Raw genomic sequence first — 24,937 nt, 5'->3', positions numbered from 1 at the left:
GTAGCTCGTTGGTAATACCTCAAAATCAAGATTCGAGTATCAGTTTAGATATTAAGTAAATTTACCATCCTGATAAGTTTCGTTAGCATTCCAAATTCTATCTTAATGATGGAAAAATGTTCGAAAAATCGCTACAATAAAAACAGACTGTTTATAAGTAAGAAAATTGCGTTGAGGAGGTATAACATGATAGAACAAAATAAAACTTTTTATATAACGACGCCTATCTACTATCCAAGTGGCAATCTACATATTGGCCATGCTTATAGCACGGTTGCAGGTGATGCAATGGCGCGATATAAACGACTGCGTGGATACGATGTTCGTTATTTGACAGGGACTGACGAACATGGCCAAAAAATACAAAAGAAAGCTGATGCAGCTGGAGTAACCCCACAAGCATATGTCGATGAGATCGTAAGTGGTATTAAAGATTTGTGGGAGAAGTTAGATATTTCCTATAGTGATTTTATTCGTACAACGGAAGATCGTCACAAACAAGTTGTCGAAAAGATCTTTGCGAAATTACTAGAACAAGGTGATATTTATTTAGATGAATATGAAGGCAGTTATTGTACATCTTGTGAGTCTTTCTTTACAGAACGTCAATTAGAAAACGGGCGGTGTCCTGATTGCGGTGGCCCGGTAGATCATGTGAAAGAAGAATCTTATTTCTTTAAAATGAGTAAGTATGTGGATCGTTTGCTTGCTTTTTATGAAGAAAATCCTTCATTTATCCAACCAGAAAGCCGTAAAAATGAAATGATCAATAATTTCATTAAGCCAGGATTAGAGGATTTAGCGGTATCCCGTACTACTTTTGATTGGGGGATTCAAGTTCCAGGTGATCCAAAGCACGTCATTTACGTATGGATTGATGCATTGTCGAATTATATTACCGCATTAGGATATGGAACAGATGATGATGAATTGTATCAAAAATATTGGCCAGCAGATGTCCACCTTATGAGTAAAGAGATTGTTCGTTTCCATACCATTTATTGGCCAATTATGTTGATGGCTCTGGATTTACCTTTGCCGAAGAAAGTATTTGCTCATGGTTGGATTTTAATGAAAGATGGAAAAATGTCGAAATCAAAAGGTAATGTCGTGAATCCAACTGATTTAACAGAGCGATATGGTCTGGATGCTTTACGTTATTACTTATTAAGAGAAGTACCGTTCGGTTCAGATGGTGTCTTTACACCTGAGGGATTTGTCGATCGAACGAATTATGACCTTGCAAACGACTTAGGGAATCTGTTGAACAGAACAGTGGCAATGATTAATAAATATTTTGATGGTCAAGTTCCTGCTTTTCGTGCTGCAGAGGATCAATATGATCAACAGCTAGAGAACTTAGCCGAAGAAACAGTGAACAATGTCGAAGAAGCACTTGATGAAATGGGCTTCTCTGTAGCATTGACACATATATGGAAATACGTAAGTAGAAACAACAAATATATTGATGAAACCGAACCATGGGTTTTAGCAAAGGACGATAGTAAAAAAGAGCGTTTAGGAAATGTAATGGCACACTTAGTAGATAGTTTACGTCGTATTGCGATTCTGTTACGTCCTTTCTTAACACAAACACCAGATCGTATTTTTGAACAAATAGGTGTTACAGATGAATCGAAACATACTTGGGAAAGTTTATTAGATTCTGGAAGTATAGAAGCTGGTACCAAAGTGGTGAAAAAAGACCCTATTTTTCCACGTTTAGATGTTGAGAAGGAAGTACAAATTATTAAAGACATGATGACCACACCGGAACCAGAAAAAAAAGCAAATAACAACGAGAAGTCTGAAGAAATTTCTTATGATGATTTTATGAAACTAGATTTACGAGTAGCAGAAGTGACACATGCTGAAAAAATGAAAAAAGCGGATAAATTATTACGTATTCAACTAGACTTGGGATCAGAAAAAAGACAAGTGGTATCTGGCATTGCCCAATACTATTCCCCGGAAGAGTTAGTTGGTAAAAAGGTGATCTGTGTGACGAACCTAAAACCGGTAAAATTACGTGGCCAACTTTCTGAAGGAATGATTCTATCAGGAGAAGATGAAGAAGGTTCTTTATCTTTAGCAACCGTAGAATCCGACCTGCCAAATGGGTCTGTAGTAAAATAACAAAGCAGAAAACGCTTATCATCTAACCCGTGATAAGCGTTTCCGTATTAGGAGGATAATTATGTTATTTGATACACATGTACATTTAAACGTTTCTCATTTTGATGATGATCGGGAAGAAGTGTTACAAAGAGCAAAAGATGCTGGTGTCGAAAAAATGGTGATTGTAGGGTTTGATCATGAAACAATACCTAAAGCAATCGAAATGGCAGAAAAATATGACTATATGTATGCAGCTGTTGGCTGGCATCCAGTAGATGCTATTGATATGACGGATAAAGAACTAGAATGGTTAGAGAAGCTTTCTTCGCATCCAAAAGTAGTCGCATTAGGTGAAATGGGACTTGATTATCATTGGGACAAGTCACCAAAGAATATTCAAATAGAAGTATTTCGTAAGCAAATTCAATTAGCTAAAAAAGTAAATCTCCCAATTATTATTCATAATCGGGAAGCAACAGAAGATATTATACAAGTATTACAGGAGGAAAAAGCAGAAGAAGTCGGAGGCATTATGCATTGTTACAATGACTCTGTCGATTACGTTGATGCATGTTTAGCGATGAACTTTTATATATCACTTGGAGGTCCTGTAACCTTTAAAAATGCAACATTACCAAAAGAAGTAGCTAAATATGTACCAGATGATCGTTTACTTATTGAGACAGACTGTCCCTTTTTAGCACCTCATCCTAATCGAGGCAAAAGAAATGAACCAGCTTATGTAAAATTGGTTGCGGAAAAAATTGCGGAACTACGAGAGCAAAGTTATGAAGAAATCAGTACAAAAACAACAGAAAATGCCAAAAGATTTTTTGGGATTAAATAGCGCTAAACACAGCTTATAATCAAATGTTACTGTATTGTAATCTATTTGAAATATTCATCAATAAAAAGCGGGAGAACTCTTGAACTCAAAGGATTCTCTCGCTTTTTTATTTATAATTTGAAGTTTGACACAAGAAAAGGATCTTTATATAATACAACGGCGAGTAAAAAGGAGGGGAAGTTCATGAAACGTCTCAAATTTAGTCGCCTTTTGAGTAATAAAGACTTCATTTATGCTTTGACATTATTAGCATTTATCGGATTTATCAGTTTCTCTTTTTATGAATTATCAAAAGCAGAAGTTACATATGCTCAGGACGACGAAATAACAACAGTTCGCACACATGCTAAGACTGTTGAAGATGTACTAAATGAACTAGAAATTAGTGTGGGGGAACATGATGATCTTTCACATCGTCTAGATGATCTCGTTACATCAGATATGGAAATTGAACATACAATTGCAAATCAAATCATTGTCAGCATAGATGGTGAAGAAGAAACATATTATACAACAACAAATACTGTAGAAGCTTTTTTAGAAGATCAAGGGATTGAATTAACCGACAACGATCAAGTTTCGGTAGCATTAGATACTAAGGTGGACGAAAATCTTCAAATTGGTATCGAAAAAGCATTTAAAGTAACGATTAATGATGCTGGTGAGAAAAAGCAAGTTTGGACAACAGGTGGATCTGTCGAAGATTTGTTAAATGAGCACAATATCAAAATGAATGAACTTGATAAGGTTGAACCTAAAACTACTACCTTATTAAGTGAAAATGCTGATATAAATATCACCAGAATAGAAAAAATTACAGACGTAGTTGAAGAGGAACAGGATTTTCCTGTAGTGAAACGAAATGATGATTCTCTTGACAAAGGGAAAGAAGAAGTCGTTTCCTCAGGTGAGCCAGGTCTTATTGAAAAACACTACGAAGTTGTCTTAGAAAATGGTGAAGAAGTATCAAGAGAGCTAGTTAAAGAAGAAGTGAAAAAGGAAAGTAAAGAAAAGATAGTAGCTATAGGTACAAAGGAAAATCAACCACAACCAACTAAACCAAATACGAAATCGAATAGTTCATCAAATACATCGAGTAGTTCAGAAGTAGTTTCACGTAGTGGTGGGAATGAAACTGAAGGCAAAACACTTTACATGAAAGCAACAGCTTATAACTGGGATTGTGCCACATGTGATGGTAGAGGATTGACAGCAACCGGTTACAATCTGAAGGCAAATCCAAACGGTGTAGTAGCAGTAGATCCTAGTGTCATACCGTTAGGAACAAAGGTGTGGGTGGAAGGATACGGATATGCTATTGCACGTGATACAGGTGGTAATATTAAAGGCAATAAAATTGACCTTCATATGCCTACAAGGCAAAAAGCAGCAAGTTATGGGATGAAAACAGTTCAAGTAAAGATTATTGAATAATTATAGAAGCTTACCTTTCAACGAGGTAAGCTTTTTTGTTTTGTCAAAGAAAGTATATAAGCGGCGTCATGTCTAGCTCCGAGCGCCAGAAATTAGGCGACTTCACGAAATCGCCCTACAATAAAGAAGACTTGCCGATTGGTGAAACCAGGAGGCTTAGTCGCCCTTATGCCTTTAGGTGAAAGTCATCATCGGCTCGCTTTTCTCAGTGATTCCTTTATCTCAGTTGATTCTGAAGTCGCTACGTTTCTAAGCGGGCGCTCTGCGCTTTTCTTTTGTCAGCTTTGTACGTTTTCTAAGTGAAATGTAGGGGCGTAAATGTTAAAATAAACAAAGCTATGGCAAAAAGAATGGAGGAGCCTTTTTTGAAGGTAAAAGAAATTATTGTAGTAGAAGGTAAAGATGATACTGCAAAATTAAAGCAAGTATTAGATGTAGATACGATTGAAACGAATGGATCTGCGATAAATAAAGATATTTTAGAACAAATTGCACACGCTAAAGATAAAAGAGGGGTTATTGTCTTTACGGATCCCGATTATCCAGGACAACGTATAAGGCAAATAATTAACCAACATATACCAGGATGTAAACATGCTTTTCTTACAAAGGATGAGGCGAAAGCAAAGGGGAAACAGCATGCGAGCCTGGGCATTGAACACGCTTCTGGTGATGTGTTAAAAGAAGCCCTCCGTCAAGTATACCATTTGTCAGAAAACGGGAAATCAGATATTACCAAATCAGACTTAATGAGTTATGGTCTGATAGGTGGAAAAGGTTCCAAAGAAAAAAGAACAAAATTAGGACGACAGTTAAGAATAGGTCAAATAAATGGAAAGCAGTTATTAAAAAGGTTACAAATGTTTGAGATCACCAAAGAGGAGTTTGAAAGGGTCATGCATACCATTAATCAGGAGGAAAATTGATGAAAGAACAAAAGGCGATAGCAACCCCTATACGCACAAAAGAAATCATGAAGAAATATGGCTTTACTTTTAAAAAAAGTTTGGGTCAAAACTTTATCATTGATGTTAATATACTCCGTAACATTATTACAAAAGCAAACATCACCAAAGAGATGGACGCTATAGAGATTGGTCCCGGAATTGGAGCGCTAACAGAACAATTAGCGATTGCCGCAAATAAAGTTATTGCTTTTGAAATTGACGGTCGTTTGTTGCCTATATTAGAAGATACATTAGAACCATATAACAATATAAATATCGTTAATCAAGACATTTTAAAAGCGGATATGATGGAAGTGTGGGACAAATATTCTCTGGGAGAACGTCCGATTAATGTTGTAGCGAACCTCCCTTACTATATTACAACACCAATTTTAATGCAGTTGCTGATGGCTAAACTTCCGATTTCGAGCATTACCGTAATGATTCAAAAGGAAGTTGCAGAAAGAATGGCAGCGAAAGAAAGTACCAAAGAATATGGCTCATTATCAATAGCTATTCAATATTACACGGAAGCGAGCGTGGAGATGATTGTACCAAAAACGGTATTTATGCCTCAACCGCGAGTTGATTCTGCTGTATTACACTTAAAAATGAGAGAGAAGCCACCAGTCAATGTAGAAAATGAACCATTTTTCTTTAACTTTGTTCAGTCCAGTTTCCAACAAAGGAGAAAAACGCTTAGAAATAACTTATCAAGACATTTTACAGATACCTTATCAAAGTCTGAAATAGAAGAAGGTTTTGAAAAAATTGGTATAGACGGGACAAGACGAGGTGAATCACTTACCATCGAAGAATTCGCTTCACTATCTAATTATTTCTACCAACAGATCAAAGAAACACTTAGCTAAAAAATTTTCATTTTGTGATTTCTTTAAATTGGATTAAAACCAGACTATTCCTAAATATTATACATAAATTTTATAAATTAAGGTAAGCTATATACAAGAATTCCAAATTTTTTTATTGACAGCTCTCAATTAATATTGATATAATAGAATATTTTTGATTGACGGTTGGACAAGAATGTGGTATACTAATATTTAGTGAGGTGGAGTGTATTGGCTAAAACATTGGTTGAAATCAAACAAGGTTTAGATGGAAATGTCGGCAGACGTCTACGAATTAAAGCGAATGGTGGTCGAAAGAAAACCATTGAGCGTTACGGAACTTTATCAGAAACATATCCTTCCGTATTCATTGTTGAACTTGATCAAGATGAGAATGCATTTGAGCGTGTGTCATACAGTTATGCAGATATTCTCACGGAAACAGTTGAACTAAGTTTTTCGGAAGAATTAGAAGCAGTAGCAGGGGAGCAGTAAACCATGTTTACTGCTTTTTTATTGTCCTTAACAAAAAACCAAACTGTGCAGTTATTATGTTCTTCACAGGATATCGACTTGTCTTGACGGGATATCCCAAGCGCTTCACGAGATATGTTGACTTATCCCGTGAACAGATCATTATCCCGTTAAGAGAAGGTATTATCCCGTCTACAATACTTGTTTTCAGTGAAGTTAAGAGTGATTCTAATTTCGCAGGATCATTCTGTTTTTGTACCAGTTAATCCTAATATTCCCTAGCATTAATTTATAACTTCAACACAAACTATGATTGTCGTAAGAGGCGACAGAAAGGGAGTATCTTCTATGTCTAGAAGACGAGGGATTATGTCCAGTCGTTTTAAAGAAGAGCTTGCTAAAGAATTAGGTTTTTACGACAAGGTACAGCAAGATGGTTGGGGTGGAATTACGGCAAGGGATGCCGGTAATATGGTGAAAAGAGCAGTACAAATGGCAGAAGAGAATTTAAACAAGGACAAAGTCTAAGTTAGACTTTGTCCTTTTTGCGCTATTCTTTGTTTTTATGGTATCTTTACATAAAGTAAGACTTCAATCAGAGAGAGTATACCAATGCCACTGATTGTTAGCGACCTTATCAGAAAGTACCTTGTATCTCCAATTAATAGTAACTTAAAGAGGAATATTACAGACGGTTGATACTATGATAAAATCAAATTCTGAATATAAAAAGTCAGTAGGTGAACGAAGAATGTATGTTTTGGAAAAGGCACCAGCTAAGATAAATTTAACACTTGATGTCTTATATAAAAGACCTGATCAATATCATGAAATAGAAATGATCATGACCACGGTAGATCTAGCAGATCGTTTAGAATTTTTCTTATTACAAGAAGACAAAGTAGAAATTGTTTCAGAAAACCGCTTTGTTCCAAATGATGAGCGTAACTTAGCATACCGTGCCGCAAAGCTGTTAAAAGAAAGATTTCAAATAGAGCATGGCGTAAAAATTAAAATTGATAAGCAAATTCCAGTAGCTGCAGGTCTTGCTGGAGGAAGTAGTGATGCTGCTGCTACATTTAGAGGATTAAATCGATTGTGGGAACTAAATTTATCTACTGAAGAACTAGCAAATCTTGGAGCAGAAGTGGGGTCAGATGTATCTTTTTGTGTTTATAACTCCACTGCTTTAGCTAAAGGTCGAGGTGAAACGATTGTAGAGTTACCTGCTCCTCCAAAGTGTTGGGTAGTTTTAGCTAAGCCTGTCCAAGGAGTATCCACACAATCTGTTTATCAATCCTTAGTATTGGATGATATAGATCATCCGGATACGAAAGGAATGGTGAATGCGATTAAGCAGTCGGATTACCTTGGGGTATGCAATAGACTAAAGAATGTTTTAGAAACTGTTACATTATCGATGAATCCTGAAGTAGCTCAAATCAAAGAACAAATGATACGATCCGGAGCAGATGCTGTATTGATGAGTGGTAGTGGACCTACAGTATTCGGCTTGGTACAACAAGAGAGTAGAGCAGATCGTATTTATAACAGCTTGAGAGGCTTTTGTGAGGAAGTTTATGTGGTGAGGTTATTAGGATCACATCAAAAACTTGATTAAACACGTATAAAATGTTATATTTACCTCAAATTATTCGGATTTCGGGGTGTAGTGATGAAAAGAAGTGATCGTCTTGTTGCGATGACCAATTATTTAGTAGAACATCCAATGGAATTAATTTCCCTTCCATTTTTCTCAGAGACGTATGGTGCTGCAAAATCCTCGATTAGTGAGGATTTAGCTATAATCAATAAAATGTTTAAGACTGACGGTATAGGTTATTTAGAGTCGATTTCAGGAGCGTCAGGTGGAGTGAAATATATTCCAAACGTATCAATGGCAAAAAGCGAAAAGATTATGGATCAATTATGTCAGGAATTAGAAGATCCAACACGTATTTTACCCGGCGGTTATTTATTTATGAGCGACATTTTAGGAAATCCAGGTACAGTGAGAAATATCGGTCGACTTTTTGCTTCCAGGTTTGCAGGGTTAAATATTGATTCTGTTGTTACAGTTGCCACCAAGGGAATTCCGTTAGCCTATGCGGTAGGTGACTTTTTAAATGTACCAGTCATTATTGTTCGTCGTGACCCTAAAGTAACGGAAGGATCTACAGTTAGTATTAATTATGTTTCTGGTTCTTCTAAGAAGATTCAAACAATGGTATTGTCAAAACGAAGCTTAAATCCAGGAGAGAATGTTTGTATCATAGATGATTTTATGAAAGCAGGCGGGACAATTAATGGCATGAGAAATCTGTTGCAGGAATTTGATGCCAATGTTAAAGCTATAGGGGTCTTAGCAGAAGCAGAGGATGATGAGGAAGATCGGGTAGTGGAAGACTACACATCCTTATTACAAATTAAAAATGTAGACTCTAATAAAAAACATATCGAAGTTGTCAAAGGAAATTACTTCCTAAATAATTAAAAAGCAGTAGGTCATTCCGAAAAAACGATGTTCACCACCACTTAATAAGAAAAATTTCTAAAAAAAATAAATTTTTTTAAAATTTTGGCAGGAATTTTGGAAAATTTGTTGAATTTAGTTAGTAAGTTCTTAATTAGGGAAAAGGTGGTGAAACATAATGGAAGTTACTGACGTGAGATTACGCCGCGTGAATACCGATGGAAGAATGCGAGCTATCGCATCCATTACATTAGACCATGAATTTGTAGTGCATGATATCCGTGTAATTGATGGAAATAATGGGATGTTTGTAGCAATGCCTTCTAAGCGTACACCGGATGGTGAATTTAGGGATATTGCGCACCCAATTAACTCTGGCACAAGGTCGAAAATTCAAGATGCAGTTCTTGAAGAGTATCAGCGTGCTGGTGAAACTGAAGTAGAATACGAAGAAGCTGGAGCTTCTTAAGAAGAGTAAAAAAAGTCTAATCATTTTTGGTTGGACTTTTTATTTTTGTCCGGAATTAAAATATAGTGGTAAAAGTGTCCAGTACTGAACGCTCAGGAACTAGTCGATTACGCGGATAGCCTAATGATAAATTAACATTGCTTCGGTTTTTTCAGAGATTCCATTATCTCAGTTGTTTCGCTCAAGGCGCTACGATTCTTATGGGCATTCTCGCTTTTCCAACCTTTCCTTATTGAAAATATTGTGTTTTTCATATATATTCATAATTGGGATATTATTGTGCAAAATTAAAATAATTCAATCATACATAATTTGTTTTTAAATGAACGGAGGAAATCACTTGTCAAATCGTTATGCAATTGTACTAGCTGCAGGTAAAGGTACAAGAATGAAGTCTACTTTATATAAAGTTCTTCACCCTGTATTAGGAAAGCCGATGGTACAACATGTGGTAGATCAATTAAAGATGTTAAACCTAGCCAGTATTACTACCGTGGTTGGCTTTGGAGCGGAAAAAGTACAGGAGCAACTGGGAGAAGATTCTCAATTTGTCATTCAGGAAGAGCAATTAGGAACAGGCCATGCTGTACAACAAGCAGAAAAATACTTGGCAAATAAACAAGGAACAACCATTGTCGTGTGTGGAGATACACCACTCCTAACTAAGCAAACACTCGAGTCCGTATTAGATCATCATGAAGAACAGAAAGCTGGTGTAACGATCTTAACTGCGCATGCTGAAGATCCAACGGGTTATGGCAGGATTGTAAGAAATGCAGACAATCAGGTTAGTAAAATTGTCGAGCAAAAAGATGCTTCAAAAGAAGAACAAATGATTCAGGAAATCAATACTGGAACCTACTGCTTTAATAATGAATTGCTATTCGAAGCTTTAAAGAAAGTATCAAATGACAATGCTCAAGGTGAATATTACTTACCAGATGTAATCCAAATTGCACAAGAAGAAAGGCAAAAGGTAGTCGCATATCAAACAGAAGCGTTTGAAGAAACAATCGGGGTAAATGATCGGGTGGCATTATCACAGGCTGAAACCTTCATGAAAAAAAGAATTAACGAGCAGCATATGAAAAACGGTGTAACGCTTATCGATCCAAACAACACTTATATTGGAGCAGATGTGCAAATCGGGACAGATGTCATTATCGAACCGGGAACGGTCATTAAAGGCAATACAACCATAGAAAATGAAGCTATTATTGGGCCTCATTCTGAAATTCGAGATTGTCATATTGGACAGGGAACGGTGTTACGCCACAGTGTAGCAACCTCTAGTTATATTGGTAAAAGAGTGCAAGCGGGGCCATTTGCTCACATTCGTCCAGAGGCTTCAATTGGTGACGATGCAAAAGTAGGTAATTTTGTTGAAATTAAAAAATCAAAGATAGATAATGGAAGTAAGGTTCCGCATTTAAGTTACATTGGTGATGCTGAAATTGGTAGTGGCGTAAATATTGGATGTGGAACAATTACAGTCAATTACGATGGAAAAAACAAGTTTAAAACAACGATAGAAGACGATGCATTCATCGGTTGTAATGCAAACTTAATAGCGCCAGTGCATATAGGTAAAGGGGCGTTAATAGCAGCAGGTTCGACCATTCATCAGGATGTGCCGGGTGATGCACTATCAATTGGCCGAGCGAAACAGGTTAATAAAGAGGAATACGCAAAAAAATATAAATAATCAAGAATACATGGAGGTATACAAATGTCCTATAAGGATTCATCCTTAAAAGTATTTACATTAAATTCGAATCCAAGATTAGCAGAAGAGATAGCAGCGAATATTGGGGTGGAATTAGGAAAAAGCTCGGTAACTAAATTTAGTGATGGCGAGATTCAGATTAATATCGAAGAAAGTATTCGTGGTTGTGACGTATATGTAGTCCAATCGACTTGTGAGCCGGGAAATCAACATATTATGGAACTGTTAATTATGATTGATGCTTTAAAAAGAGCTTCGGCCAAGTCTATTAATATCGTGATGCCTTATTATGGATACGCAAGACAGGATCGTAAAGCTCGTGCTCGTGAACCAATTACCGCTAAACTAATTGCGGATTTATTGCAAACGGCAGGAGCTACAAGGGTTATTACCCTGGATCTACATGCACCACAAATTCAAGGCTTTTTTGATATCCCGGTAGACCAATTAGTAGGTGTGCCAATTCTTTCTAGTTATTGGAGCAAAAAAGGACTTGAGGACATCGTTGTCGTATCTCCAGACCATGGGGGAGTAACACGTGCTCGACAGTTGGCCGATCGATTGAAGGCACCTATTGCTATCATTGATAAGCGTAGGCCGAAACCAAATGTAGCTGAGGTAATGAATATTGTAGGTAAGATTGAAGGGAAGACCGCTATTCTAATCGATGATATAATCGATACTGCAGGAACAATAACACTTGGCGCCAATGCTTTAATCGAAAATGGTGCAACGGGCGTTTATGCATGTTGTACGCATCCCGTATTATCAGGACCAGCAATCGAGAGAATCGAAAATTCAACGATTAAAGAACTTGTTGTAACTAACAGTATCCCTTTACATGAAGAAAAACAATCAGACAAGATTACACAATTATCAGTAGCACCATTGATAAGTGAAGCAATTATTCGTGTTCACGAACGCCAGTCTGTGAGTATATTATTTGATTAATGAGAGTATGTTAGTTTGTAAAGATGTCAATTTGAGTAAGTATTTAAAAAAAGAGGTTTAGCCTATCTCACTCAAGGGAAATATACTGTATAGTAGTAATTTTTAAATGGAGGGTGATTTTAGTGGCAGTAACTTTAGAAGCAAAGAAAAGAGAAAACTTAAAAACATCGACTACAAAAGCAATACGATTAGCTGGGGATGTACCTGGTATCATTTATGGATATCAAGTAGATCCAAAAACAGTAACTGTAAACAGCATAGAATTATTAAAAACGGTAAGAGATGAAGGGAAAAACGCAATTATCTCTTTACAAATAGATGGAGAAGCAGTTGATGTAATGCTCCATGAATACCAAGTTGATCCATTAAGAGATGAACTAGTACATGCAGACTTTTATGCGGTAAATATGAAAGAAGAGCTAGATGTACAAGTACCAATCTCATTAGAAGGAGAAGCAAAAGGTGCAAAAGAAGGTGGCGTACTTCAACAGCCATTGTATGAACTTGCTTTAAGAGCAAAACCGAAAGATATTCCTGAACAAATCACGATCAATGTTTCTGATCTGGAAGTCGGTAACAGTATCCTGGTGTCAGATCTAAAAGATGGTAAAAATTACGAAATTTTAGAAGATGAGACAGCCACAATCGTGACCATTCTCGTTCCTGACGAAGAACCAGCGGAAGAGTCAGCAGAAGAAGAGGAAGAAACAGAACCAGAAGTAATCAATGAAAAATCAGAAGAAGAACAAGAATAAATTCAACAGACGCAACCAAAAAAGTTGCGTCTTTTCATATACCTCAACCGTACAGAAAAACTAAACTGCGAAGTAGCTGTCGTAGTAATTTTGAACGAGAATATGTGCGTAACAGTCGCTCCGGCTTGCCCAATTTGCTTTCCAGGGAGCGCGTCTTCAGCTAACTTTGTAAAGAAGATCACTTTACAAAGTGGATCTTCAGATCGCGCTAATCCCCTTGGAGTCGAAGTGGACGCCTCCGCTAGGTGAAATTCTACAATGAATGCGAGCATTGAAATAATGACTTTTAAATCATTATCCAAATTAAATTCCTATAGACAATTCAGAATGATCACTGTTGCAACCGTTGTTGAATATATTCATAGCGTAGGCCGCCCACTTTCACTCCTGTGGGAAAACCCCACGGAAAGGGAAGTGGGCAGCCGAAGCGGAGGTTTAGTTATTAAACTTTTCAAAATTACCACTTGCATCCATAAGTGACCATCAGTTACTTCGCAGTTTGTGTCATCTTTGCTTATGTCGTTATGAAAAATGGTAGGGGTTGTTCGTTTTTTCTTATGTTTTTGTGTTAGACTATAGAGAAGAAATAATAGTAAAAGGAAGACTAGAAAAATGAAATGTATTGTAGGTTTAGGAAACCCGGGTAATAAATATAGGGACACACGCCATAATGTCGGCTTCATGGTAATTGATGAACTATTAAATCGACACAACTGGACCTTAAACAAAAATAAATTTAAAGGTCACTTCGCCTTAGAATCAATAGGTGGTGAAAAAGTGATTTTACTACAGCCACAAACATATATGAACTTATCAGGTGAATCACTTCGTCCATTGATGGATTTTTATAATCTTACACCAGAAGATGTAACCGTTATTTATGACGATTTAGATTTACCATTGGGAAAGGTGCGCTTACGACAAACTGGTGGGCATGGGGGGCATAATGGAGTCCGTTCCATTATAGACCAATTAGGAACCAAACAATTTAATCGTCTGCGATTCGGTATTGGCAGGCCCGAAACCCCAATGGCAGTGATTGATTATGTATTAGGGAAGTTTGAAAAATCAAATCAATCTCTATTAGAAGAATCAATTCATCATTCAGCAGATGCCATGGAAGCTTGGCTAGATCAACCTTTTCCAAAAGTAATGAACGACTATAATAAATAAAATGCCTTATTCGCGTATAGTTGACTATTCTCCCGGTTAGAATATCAATAAATGACTCTCTTTGGACATTAAGGAGGCGCGAATATGACGTTATTATATACCTGCAAACATTGTGGGAGTGAAGTAGGCAGGTTACAACCCGCGATGCTTGATCTCGAAAAGATTGGTTGGAATGTCTTATCGATGGAGGAAAAAATGAAATTAATAAATTATCGTCAGGATCAGACGATTACTCTTCATTCCATTTGTGAAAATTGCCAACAACTATTAGATCAACATCCACAATATCATGAGTTAGATTATTTTATTCAATAAAGTGAGACTTCAATTAGTGAGAGTCTTAGCCTCTGGCTGATTGCTAGCGAAACTTATCAGGAAGTTAGAGTTAGCGTCCGTTTTTCCCCCATTGATCTTCACTGATAACGCTCTATTATTGAATTGGGGGATATTACGGATGTTTAATACCGTGATAAATAATAAGGGCGAAGATCAGCTTTGGTTTAAACCAAAGCATTTTTGCGCGGTTTGGCAATATTAAAATAAATCATCATATATTAGTTTTAAGGAATTTAGGGGGAGCATTATGTATGAAATAAAACAATATCTACAAAACCGCGATGACGTGTATTCCATTATTGACGGCGTAGAATCCGGTCTTAAAGAACAATTAGTATCCGGTTTATCTGGATCTGCCAGAAGTATGTTTACCTCAATGGTGCAACAAGCATCTAATAAAAAAACCATTATTGTCACCCATCAACTAACACAAGCACAGCAATTGTATGACGACATGTTAGAGTTTACAGATCAACAAGAGGTCCATCTCTATCCTGTAAATGAATTACTGGCATCGGAACTGGCAATAGCGAGTCCAGAATTGTTAAGTCAGCGAATTGCAGCTTTAACGAACTGGTTAAATGCAAAAAGTGGTATTTTAATTGCTCCGGTTGCAGCTTTAAAACGAATGTTACCACCAGTGGAATATTGGCAAGAATACCAACTTGCATTTCAATTAGATGGGGTAATTAACATAGAGACTACTGTACAAAAATTAGTTGACATGGGCTACGTTAGACAAGATATGACAGCAAGCCCGGGTGAATTTAGTTTGCGTGGCGGTATATTAGATATCTTTCCGCTAACGGAGGAACAACCAATTCGAGTAGAACTATTTGATGATGAAATTGATTCGATACGTTATTTTGATTCGGAATCACAGAGATCGCTAGATAAAGTAAAGCAAGTAACCGTGGTACCAGCAACAGAATTACTATTAAAAGATAGCGACCTTGTGGCAGCAGCTCAGAAGTTAGAAAAATCATTAGCAGATACATTGAAGAAAATTAAAAATAAATCAGACCAACAAGTTCTTACAGAGACGATCTATGCAGACATAGACCGTTTACACCAATGCGAGCGTTTTCAGGAAATTAGAAAGTATGCTTCTTTCTTCTATAAAAAAACCTATAGTTTACTAGATTACCTATCAAGTGACGGACTAATTGTTCTTGATGAAATGAGTAGAATTCAAGAAACAGCGAACCATTTAGATGATGAAGAACAGGAATGGTTAAAAGATAATTTGCAACGTGGTAAAGCCGTGAGGGATATGAAGCTATCCTATGACTGGTTAGAAGTTTGGAACAACATGGAGCAGCAAAAATTATTTTTGTCTGTGTTTTTAAGACATATTCCAAATACAAATCCCGTAAATATTGTCAACGTATCTTGTAGAGCAATGCAACAATTTCACGGGCAGATGAACTTACTTCAAAACGAAATGGATCGTTGGCATAAAGGTGATTTTTCTGTCATTATTTTAGCTCCAAATCAAAGTCGAATGGAAAAAATTCAATCTGTATTAGAAGATTATCAAATGGCAACCACCATCAGTGAGTCGTTACCTGAGTTACCACTAGCCCAAACGGTAATAACTCAAGGCAACATAAGTGGTGGATTTGAGCTGCCAATGCACAAGATTGCTGTTATTACAGAAAATGAATTATTTAAGCAAAAAGTACCGAGAAAGAAACGAAAACAAAAAATATCGAATGCAGAGCGAATCAAAAGTTATCAGGAGCTTCAAATTGGTGATTATGTCGTTCATGCCAATCATGGGATTGGACGTTATATTGGTATCGAAACGTTAGAAGTAAACGGTTTGCATAAAGATTTTATGCTAGTGCGATATTCGGGTGATGATAAGTTATTTGTCCCGATCGATCAAATTGACCTTGTGCAAAAGTATGTTGGTTCAGAGGGTAAAGAACCAAAATTATACCGTTTAGGCGGAAATGATTGGAAAAAGGTAAAAAGTAAAGTACAGTCAAGAGTAGAGGATATTGCAGACGACTTAATGAAACTATATGCGGAAAGAGAAGCGGCAAAAGGTTTTGCTTTTGCACCTGATTCTGAAATGCAACGTGACTTCGAAGCATCGTTTCCATATCAGGAAACAGAAGATCAACTGCGCTGTATCGAAGAGATTAAGCAGGACATGGAACAGGAAAGGCCGATGGATCGTTTGCTTTGTGGTGATGTGGGTTATGGTAAGACAGAGGTAGCTATTCGGGCAGCTTTTAAAGCAATTGCTGAGGGGAAACAGGTGGCAATATTAGTTCCCACAACGATATTAGCACAACAACATTATGAAACAGTGTTGGAAAGGTTTCAGGATTATCCGATCAACATTGGTCTGTTAAGTCGTTTTCGCACAAGGAAACAACAAACAGAAACATTAAAAGGATTAAAAACTGGAACGGTGGATCTTGTGATTGGAACCCATCGTTTACTTTCAAAGGATGTCATATACAAGGACCTTGGGTTACTAGTTGTCGATGAAGAGCAACGATTTGGAGTAAAACACAAAGAAAAAATTAAGCAACTAAAAACAAATGTGGATGTACTAACATTAACGGCAACGCCAATACCAAGAACATTACATATGTCGATGCTAGGAGTACGGGACTTGTCTGTTATTGAGACACCACCGGAAAATCGTTTTCCAATTCAAACCTATGTAATGGAATATAATGGACCATTGGTGAGAGAGGCAATTGAGCGAGAAATTGCTCGAGGTGGCCAGGTATTCTTTTTATATAATCGAGTAGATTCGATTGATCGAATTGCTCAAGAAATTCAAGCACTGGTGGAAGATGCCCGTGTGGCAGTTGCTCACGGTCAAATGAATGAATCTGAATTAGAAAATGTTATGTTTTCCTTTTTGGATGGAGAAGCGGATGTCTTAGTTAGTACGACAATTATAGAAACAGGTGTAGATATTCCGAATGTTAATACATTGATTGTATATGATGCTGATCGCATGGGATTAAGTCAACTATACCAATTACGTGGTAGAGTGGGACGATCTAACCGTGTGGCATATGCTTACTTCACATACCAAAAAGATAAAATTCTAACAGAAGTATCAGAAAAAAGGTTGCAAGCGATAAAAGAATTTACCGAGCTTGGCTCAGGGTTTAAAATTGCAATGCGTGATCTATCCATACGTGGAGCCGGTAATATCTTAGGATCACAGCAACACGGATTTATCGATTCCGTTGGCTTTGATATGTACTCTCAGATGCTAAATGAAGCAGTAGAAGCTAAGAAACAAGGTAAACCGGTAGAAGAGGTTAAACCATTTGAAGTGGAATTAGATTTAAAAATTGATGCCTATATTCCTGATGAATACATTCCAGATGAAAAGCAAAAAATTGATATGTATAAGCGATTTCAGGCTGTTTATTCACAGGAAGATATTCATGATTTACGTGAGGAGCTAATTGACCGATTTGGGGACTATCCAGAAGAAGTTGAGAATCTCTTTCATGTTTCTACTTTGAAAATGATGTCAAAACATGAACGGATTGAATCGATAACGGAACGCAAACAGAAAATTGAAGTGATGGTCGAAGATGAGAGAAGCCAAGAATTAGATGGAGCAAAACTTTTTGAATTTGCTAATCAATACGGAAGATTAATTCAGTTAGGAACTGAAGATAGAAAATTAAAAGTAACATTTAAATTCGAAAAACAGCAATATATCAAGCGTTATGACATACTTGAGAAGTTTATTTTAACCCTTCAGGATATGAAACAAACTTCTGTAGTATAGATTATTGAAATTATCATCCTGGAAAAGGTATAGTTTCCAATTTAATTAATCATACTAACCTTACAACATAATTATTTCAATTGAAGAAATAATTGTATGTGATGTTCTATTATAGAAAGTGAGGTAAATGATTAATATGAAAGCTACAGGTATTGTACGTCGTATTGATGATTTAGGAAGGGTAGTTATACCAAAAGAAATTCGTCGAACGTTACGGATTAGAGAAGGGGATCCCCTCGAAATTTTTGTGGACCGTGATGGGGAAGTTATTTTAAAGAAATATTCCCCGATTAGTGAATTAGGTGATTTTGCAACAGAGTATGCTGAGGCATTATTTGATTCTTTAGATTTATCAGTCCTCATTAGTGATCGAGATGAATATATCGCAGTTGCTGGTGAGTCTAAAAAGGATTATTTGGGTAAACATATTTCCAAGAAAATTGATAAATTAATGGATAGCCGTGAATCTGTTATCGAAACAAGCAAAAGTACCATAGAAATAATCGAAAATAAAGAGGAAGAATTAGAGGCATACTTATTACAGCCAATCGTAGCTGGAGGAGATCCAATTGGTTGTATGGTGTTGTTCACTAAGGAAAAAAGAGAATTTGGCGATGCGGAGAAAAAGTCTGCCCAAACCGCAGCCACCTTTCTAGCAAAACAAATGGAATAAGGGCCAGTGTTGCCACAGGAGAAAAATCCGAACGATTACGAGAATTATACCCATAACTCGCAATCATTCGGATTTTTTAATTGCAGATAAGACGGGATTTTACGACACTATTGAAGTGGTAATTATGAGATATTATTACTGTGTGACACTCGCTCCGGCTTGTCCGCTTCCCTTTCCGCGGGTTTTTCTCCTCAGCTAACTTTTTAAGCAAAATGCGCTTAAAAAGTGGATCTTCGGATAAAAACTTTCCGCAGGAGTGGAAGCGAACGCCTGCGCTTTTTAATGCTCTACAACTAAAGTAAGAATAATCATAATAGCGTTATTCCATATCGCTTATGAATTTGTCTTTAGATCACTTATCATATTTAACAGAATATGTTCATATTTGTAACAATCCAAAATACTAGCATTTGCAATATTTGTAGAGTTTCATTCAGCGTAGGCGGCCACTTCCACTCCTGTGGGATCGTTTTCCCTGAAGATCCACTTTTTCAAGCGGTTTTTGCTTGGAAAAGTTAGCTGAAGGGAAAACCCCACGGAAAGGGAAGAGGGCAAGCCGGAGCGGATACCACTCACATATACTATTTCAAAATTGCTACCAGAATTATGGAACAAATTTCTTTGGCTGACAGACTCGAATTAAACAGGTGATATCTTGGTTATTTTTTAGTACAATGGGTTAATAGCTGTTGAATTCGAACTGAGGTGGAGTGTTATGGAAGAGCAGATGAAGGTAAAGAAAGCACTTAATAATAATGTCTTAATAGCAACGCATCCGCTCTATCATGAAGTTATTTTAATTGGAAAGGGTATCGGCTTTGGTAAGTCAAAAGGTGATATCGTACCAACAGATCAAGCAGAGAAAACATTTTTGTTGAAAAATGAACAGGAACAAGCGCAATATAAACAATTAATATCTTATATAGATCCACTCCTAATGGAAATGTTAAATGACATTATTCATTTAATTGAGGATAGAATGGGAGAAACATTGCATGAACATATCCACGTAGCGTTAACGGATCACTTATCCTTTGCTATAAATCGTGCACATCAACAAGTACAATTCTCAAATCCTTTTTTATTTGAAATTGAATCCTTGTATCCAAAAGAATATCGAATAGCACATGAAGTGGTTTCAATAATTAAGGACAAAGTCGGTGTTGAATTTCCAGAGGGCGAAACTGGGTTCATTGCATTACATATTCATAGTTCCGTTACAAATAAAACGATCCATGATATGAACCGTCATCATCAATTGATATCAAAATTAGTAGATATTATTGAGCAGACTTTGCATTTAAAGCTAGAACGACATAATATTAATTATAACCGGCTTATTCAACATCTACACCGTGCAATTGAAAGGGTATACCTGGGGGAACAACTAGGAGAACAAACAAATTTAGCTAAAGTGTTGAAATCTACTTATCCAGTATGCTATAATCTTGCTTGGAAATTAATTAAGGTCATGCAACAACAATTACATACACGTGTAGACGAATCAGAAGTGCTCTATTTAACGATTCACCTGCAACGTTTAACGCAATCATAAACGTGTTACTGATACGATCAGGCATGAGTAAAAAGGTTGTTTTAGGAAAAGATATGGGAGAAGTGTATACTCCTATCCTTTTCTAAAACATTTATAACCTTTTACTCATGCCTTTTTTTATTGAATAAAATTGCGTTGCATGAACCTATATTGAAAAATAAGAGGAGGAATAAATATGTCCAATTTATTTGGTACGCTACAAAAAGTAGGGAAAGCATTAATGCTACCCGTAGCATTGTTACCAGCTGCTGGGATTTTATTAGCGTTTGGTACAAGCTTTGCCCAAGATCAATGGGTAGAGAAGTTTCCTTGGTTTGGAAATGACGTTGTTCAAAAAATATTAGAGGTAATGGCCGAAGCAGGTGGAATTGTTTTTGATAACTTACCATTACTTTTTGCAGTAGGTGTAGCCATAGGTCTAGCAAAAGGTGACGGTGTAGCAGGGCTTGCTGCTATTATAGGTTACTTAATTATGAATGTGACCATGGGTGTATTTGGTGATATAACGCAGGAAATGACGTCAGAACCTGCCTATGAAAGTGTGCTCGGTATACCGACCTTAGGAACAGGTGTGTTTGGTGGTATTATCGTCGGTATACTGGCGGCCTTTATGTATAATCGATATTTTAATATTGAATTACCACAATTTCTAGGTTTCTTTGCAGGAAAACGATTTGTTCCAATTATTACAGCTTTTACGTCCTTAATTTTAGGGATTGTTATGTATTTGGTGTGGCCATTTGCTCAAGATGGTTTAAATGCAGTATCACATTTAATGTTGGAAACAAATAGAACGATTTCGACTTTTATATTTGGTGTAATCGAACGGGCATTAATTCCATTTGGACTACATCATATCTTCTATTCGCCGTTCTGGTTTGAATTTGGATCGTATACAAATGCAGCGGGAGAATTAGTTCGTGGCGACCAAGCAATCTTCTTTGAACAATTAAAAGATGGTGTCGATTTTACAGCAGGTAACTTTATGACAGGTAAATTTCCGTTCATGATGTTCGGTTTGCCAGCTGCAGCACTAGCAATATACCATACTGCAAGACCTGAGAAAAAGAAAGTGGTTGGAGGTATTATGTTCTCTGCTGCCCTAACTTCTTTTTTAACAGGTATTACAGAGCCACTTGAATTCTCATTCTTATTTGTGGCACCATTGTTGTTTGCAATTCACACTATTTTTGCAGGTTTGTCTTTTATGACGATGTATTTATTAGATGTTAAAATTGGGATGACGTTTTCAGGTGGTTTAATTGACTTTATCTTATTTGGAGTTATGCCCAACCGGACGGACTGGTGGTGGGTCATCATCGTTGGTTTAATTTTAGCTGTGATTTATTACTTCGGTTTCCGTTTTGCTATTCAGAAATTCAATTTAGCGACACCAGGTCGTGAAGATGAGGCAGAAGACTCTGAGGATGACGGAGAAGTAGATGATCGTCCATATGAGATCTTGTCTGCGATGGGTGGACAAGAAAATATTACAAACTTGGATGCTTGTATTACTCGTTTACGTGTTAGTGTGGATGATAAAAATAAAGTAGATAAGAAACGCTTGAAACAGTTAGGTGCTTCAGGTGTTATGGAAGTTGGGAATAATATTCAGGCCATTTACGGTCCGGTATCGGATACAATAAGAGGTCAAATGCAAGATATTATCGATGGTAAAACCCCAACTAAAAAAGCAGATGCGAAAGAGGGAGATCAAGATGCAGCTTCTGGCGGAAGTGTAGTAGCAGCTGATCTTGAGTTCGTAAGCCCGATGCAAGGGGAAGTTATGCTATTGTCAGAGGTTCCTGACCAAGTTTTTTCACAAAAAATGATGGGTGATGGCTTTGCAGTTAAACCAACAGATGGAGAGATTGTATCACCTGTTGATGGCAAGATCATTAATATTTTCCCGACAAAGCATGCCATTGGTATGGAAGCGGAAAACGGTACAGAGATATTAATTCATATCGGTATTGATACGGTGAATTTGAAAGGTGAAGGTTTCACTGCAAAAGTTGCAGAAGGTGATCAAATTAAAAAAGGTCAGGCGTTGATGCAAGTAGACCTTGATTATATTAGCAAAAATGCACCTTCAACCGTAACACCAATCATTTTTACCAATTTAGAAGAAGGTCAATCGATCCAACTAAACGCAACAGGTAATATAAACAAAGAAGACAAAGACATTTTCCAAATCAATCAATAATAACCAAAACCTCTAGCCCAACAGCTAGAGGTTTTTTAACAACCATTAACAATAAAACTAAACTGCGAAATAAGAAACGTGATAATTTTGAATTGATTATCTATCAGTTATCCGCTCCGGCTGCCCACTTCCCTTTCCGTGGGGTTTTATCTTCAGCTAACTTCTTTAAGCAAAGAACGCTTAAAAAAGTGGATCTTCAGATAAAACCTTCCCACAGGAGTGAAAGTGGGCGGCCTCCGCTATAAATAGATTCTACAATGGTTTTAACAGTTATAAACTTGGCCTTTCTAGAAATAATGAGATAGTATTCATTATTTCAACTCTTACATCCATTGTAGAACTTTATCTAGCGCAGGCGTCAACTTCGACTCCTGGGGGATTAGCATGATCTGAAGATCCACTTTGAAAAGTGTCTTTCTTTTCAAAGTTAGCTGAAGAGCATGCCCCCCGGAAAGCGAAGTGGGCATGCCGTAGCGGCTGTTACGAACATACTTTTATTCAAGATTACCACTCTGTTTATTGTGAGGTTTGTGTCTACTTAGTTCTTATTCTGATTGGCTGTGGTATAATGGCTAGGAATTTAGATGTTGAAGGAAGTTTTCGATGAAAGAGACCAAATATGTTTATAAAGGTGCCTTTGCTTTATTATTAGCAGGCATATTTAGTAAAGTGATTAGTGCGTTTTACCGGATACCGTTACAAAATTTAACGGGAGATGTCGGTTTTTATATTTATCAGCAAGTGTATCCTATCTTAGGAATAGCCTTTATGCTCGCTTTATATGGATTCCCGGCAGCGATTTCCAAATATCTGGCGGAACATAACAGACATAGACAACAAAAAGGCATTTATCTCCAATTATTCACTACGTTAATGAGTGTTTCCATTTTAATATTTCTAGCGATTTTTTTATTAAGTCCTGTGATTGCAGAATGGATGGGTGATAACAATTTGAGAGACCCCATTAGACATACGGCATGGGTGTTTCTATTTGTCCCCTTTGTTGCACTGTTAAGGGGAGGTTTTCAATCCTTACAGTGGATGCAACCGACCGCTTATTCGCAAATGATTGAACAAATCGTAAGAGCGTCTATTATTATTATTACCGCGATTTTTATTTATCAAGGAAAGATTTCCGTCTATCAGATAGCGGACGGAGCTGTAATAGCAAGTATACTAGCTCTAAGTATGTCCTTTGCTTTTTTATATCTGTATAGCAAAAAACACCTTAACCTTTCAGCAGTGAGTCAAGTACCTGAAATTTCGCTAAGAAATCTATTTCGTTCGATCGTTTTAGCAGGTATTATTATTAGCTTAAATCACATGTTGTTGCTTTTGATGCAATTGGCGGATGCTTTCACAGTAGTACCGGGGTTGTTGAGTTACGGAAATTCTCTAGCGGAAGCGACTTCTTGGAAGGGTATTTTTGATAGGGGGCAGCCTCTATTACAGTTGGTCACCATTGTAGGATCCTCTTTTGCAATGGCTTTCGTACCACAAGTAACAAAAATGAATTGGCAAATGAACCGGCAGGAGACGCTCGAAAACATTCGCTTAACGACAAAGATTTGTCTATTGATCTCGGTCGGAGCAACTGTTGGATTAATCGCACTGATGCCGGAAATCAATCAATTATTTTTTAAAAATGAGATGGGTACGTTCAGCTTAAGGATACTCACTATATCCTTATTGTTTACTTCGTTATCTGTTACTTTGGCTTCTACTTTACAAGGATTTGGGTATATGAAGTGGACAGCATTTGTTTTGTTTTCTGGTTTATGGATAAAAACTGGACTTAATCAATGGTTGGTTCCTTGGTTGGGAATTTCAGGTGGCGCGATTGCTACTGTAATAACAGTAGCTTTTATCTTCGTAAGTAATTACTTTTTATTACGACACGTTATAAAAAACGCCCGTATTTTTGTTATACCATGGCTAAAAGTTGTCATTGCTAGTTTTTTGATGGTTATATCTGTAATTGGTTTAAAGCAAGCGGGGAATTACCTATTACAAGTGGATAATCGAATCGCATTATTCTTTGTTGTAATAGCAAGTGTGATTGCAGGATTTATTGTCTATGCTATAGCTATTATTTATGGAAGAGTATTATCGTCCAAAGAATTAGCCACATTGCCACTACCTAGTAAATGGAAGAAAGGATAGAGTAT

Annotated in this window: 20 protein-coding genes; all 20 read left to right on the top strand. The window is 36.9% G+C overall.

Annotation, left to right across the window (positions count from 1 at the left end):
* The first annotated feature begins 186 nt into the window (after window positions 1-186).
* The 20 genes from metG (at window position 187) to BUC25_RS18705 (ending at window position 24,932) form a co-directional block, all read left to right on the top strand.
* Window positions 187-2,136, top strand: a complete 1,950-nt coding sequence (metG, locus tag BUC25_RS18805; protein WP_073203399.1) for a methionine--tRNA ligase — start codon at window positions 187-189, stop codon at window positions 2,134-2,136.
* A gap of 61 nt (window positions 2,137-2,197) precedes the next feature.
* Window positions 2,198-2,965, top strand: a complete 768-nt coding sequence (locus BUC25_RS18800; protein WP_073203398.1) for a TatD family hydrolase — start codon at window positions 2,198-2,200, stop codon at window positions 2,963-2,965.
* Between the two features lie 183 nt (window positions 2,966-3,148).
* Window positions 3,149-4,399 carry a resuscitation-promoting factor gene (locus BUC25_RS18795; RefSeq protein ID WP_084543537.1) on the top strand — a complete coding sequence of 417 codons (1,251 nt, stop codon included), beginning with the start codon at window positions 3,149-3,151 and terminating at the stop codon, window positions 4,397-4,399.
* 365 nt (window positions 4,400-4,764) lie between these two features.
* Window positions 4,765-5,325: a ribonuclease M5 gene (gene rnmV, locus BUC25_RS18790; RefSeq protein ID WP_073203397.1), complete on the top strand. Its 561-nt coding sequence runs from the start codon at window positions 4,765-4,767 to the stop codon at window positions 5,323-5,325.
* Window positions 5,325-6,218 carry a 16S rRNA (adenine(1518)-N(6)/adenine(1519)-N(6))-dimethyltransferase RsmA gene (gene rsmA, locus BUC25_RS18785; RefSeq protein ID WP_073203396.1) on the top strand — a complete coding sequence of 298 codons (894 nt, stop codon included), beginning with the start codon at window positions 5,325-5,327 and terminating at the stop codon, window positions 6,216-6,218. Before rnmV ends, rsmA begins: the two co-directional genes overlap by 1 nt.
* A 210-nt stretch (window positions 6,219-6,428) precedes the next feature.
* On the top strand, window positions 6,429-6,692 hold the full coding sequence (gene veg / locus BUC25_RS18780; RefSeq protein WP_058305641.1) for a biofilm formation stimulator Veg: 264 nt from the start codon (window positions 6,429-6,431) through the stop codon (window positions 6,690-6,692).
* Between the two features lie 327 nt (window positions 6,693-7,019).
* Window positions 7,020-7,199, top strand: a complete 180-nt coding sequence (locus BUC25_RS18775) for a small, acid-soluble spore protein, alpha/beta type (RefSeq protein WP_073203395.1) — start codon at window positions 7,020-7,022, stop codon at window positions 7,197-7,199.
* Between the two features lie 223 nt (window positions 7,200-7,422).
* A complete protein-coding gene (gene ispE / locus BUC25_RS18770; RefSeq protein WP_073203394.1) occupies window positions 7,423-8,292 on the top strand; it encodes a 4-(cytidine 5'-diphospho)-2-C-methyl-D-erythritol kinase in 870 nt (289 codons plus the stop codon).
* A gap of 54 nt (window positions 8,293-8,346) precedes the next feature.
* Window positions 8,347-9,165 carry a pur operon repressor gene (gene purR / locus BUC25_RS18765; RefSeq protein WP_073203393.1) on the top strand — a complete coding sequence of 273 codons (819 nt, stop codon included), beginning with the start codon at window positions 8,347-8,349 and terminating at the stop codon, window positions 9,163-9,165.
* Between the two features lie 157 nt (window positions 9,166-9,322).
* The gene (gene spoVG / locus BUC25_RS18760; RefSeq protein WP_073203392.1) at window positions 9,323-9,613 is read left to right on the top strand and encodes a septation regulator SpoVG; all 291 of its coding nucleotides are present in this window, start codon (window positions 9,323-9,325) and stop codon (window positions 9,611-9,613) included.
* Between the two features lie 340 nt (window positions 9,614-9,953).
* On the top strand, window positions 9,954-11,318 hold the full coding sequence (gene glmU / locus BUC25_RS18755) for a bifunctional UDP-N-acetylglucosamine diphosphorylase/glucosamine-1-phosphate N-acetyltransferase GlmU (RefSeq protein WP_073203391.1): 1,365 nt from the start codon (window positions 9,954-9,956) through the stop codon (window positions 11,316-11,318).
* A gap of 18 nt (window positions 11,319-11,336) precedes the next feature.
* On the top strand, window positions 11,337-12,290 hold the full coding sequence (locus tag BUC25_RS18750; RefSeq protein ID WP_139251871.1) for a ribose-phosphate diphosphokinase: 954 nt from the start codon (window positions 11,337-11,339) through the stop codon (window positions 12,288-12,290).
* Window positions 12,291-12,412: 122 nt separating this feature from the next.
* A complete protein-coding gene (locus tag BUC25_RS18745; RefSeq protein ID WP_073203389.1) occupies window positions 12,413-13,045 on the top strand; it encodes a 50S ribosomal protein L25/general stress protein Ctc in 633 nt (210 codons plus the stop codon).
* A 612-nt stretch (window positions 13,046-13,657) separates the two neighbouring features.
* Complete coding sequence (gene pth / locus BUC25_RS18735) at window positions 13,658-14,218, top strand: aminoacyl-tRNA hydrolase (RefSeq protein ID WP_073203387.1); 561 nt, start codon at window positions 13,658-13,660, stop codon at window positions 14,216-14,218.
* 84 nt (window positions 14,219-14,302) lie between these two features.
* A complete protein-coding gene (gene fin, locus BUC25_RS18730; RefSeq protein ID WP_073203386.1) occupies window positions 14,303-14,533 on the top strand; it encodes an anti-sigma-F factor Fin in 231 nt (76 codons plus the stop codon).
* Window positions 14,534-14,801: 268 nt separating this feature from the next.
* Window positions 14,802-18,335 carry a transcription-repair coupling factor gene (gene mfd, locus BUC25_RS18725; protein WP_073203385.1) on the top strand — a complete coding sequence of 1,178 codons (3,534 nt, stop codon included), beginning with the start codon at window positions 14,802-14,804 and terminating at the stop codon, window positions 18,333-18,335.
* Window positions 18,336-18,471: 136 nt separating this feature from the next.
* A complete protein-coding gene (gene spoVT / locus BUC25_RS18720; protein ID WP_073203413.1) occupies window positions 18,472-19,008 on the top strand; it encodes a stage V sporulation protein T in 537 nt (178 codons plus the stop codon).
* 715 nt (window positions 19,009-19,723) lie between these two features.
* A complete protein-coding gene (gene glcT, locus BUC25_RS18715) occupies window positions 19,724-20,563 on the top strand; it encodes a glucose PTS transporter transcription antiterminator GlcT (RefSeq protein WP_073203384.1) in 840 nt (279 codons plus the stop codon).
* A gap of 175 nt (window positions 20,564-20,738) precedes the next feature.
* Window positions 20,739-22,769, top strand: a complete 2,031-nt coding sequence (gene ptsG / locus BUC25_RS18710) for a glucose-specific PTS transporter subunit IIBC (RefSeq protein WP_073203383.1) — start codon at window positions 20,739-20,741, stop codon at window positions 22,767-22,769.
* A gap of 603 nt (window positions 22,770-23,372) precedes the next feature.
* On the top strand, window positions 23,373-24,932 hold the full coding sequence (locus tag BUC25_RS18705) for a putative polysaccharide biosynthesis protein (protein WP_073203382.1): 1,560 nt from the start codon (window positions 23,373-23,375) through the stop codon (window positions 24,930-24,932).
* Window positions 24,933-24,937: the final 5 nt, after the last annotated feature.

Source organism: Gracilibacillus kekensis (assembly GCF_900143085.1).
Taxonomy (GTDB): domain Bacteria; phylum Bacillota; class Bacilli; order Bacillales; family Amphibacillaceae; genus Gracilibacillus; species Gracilibacillus kekensis.
The sequence above is the reverse complement of the archived record's forward strand: the minus strand, read 5'-3'. Positions and strand labels throughout refer to the sequence as shown.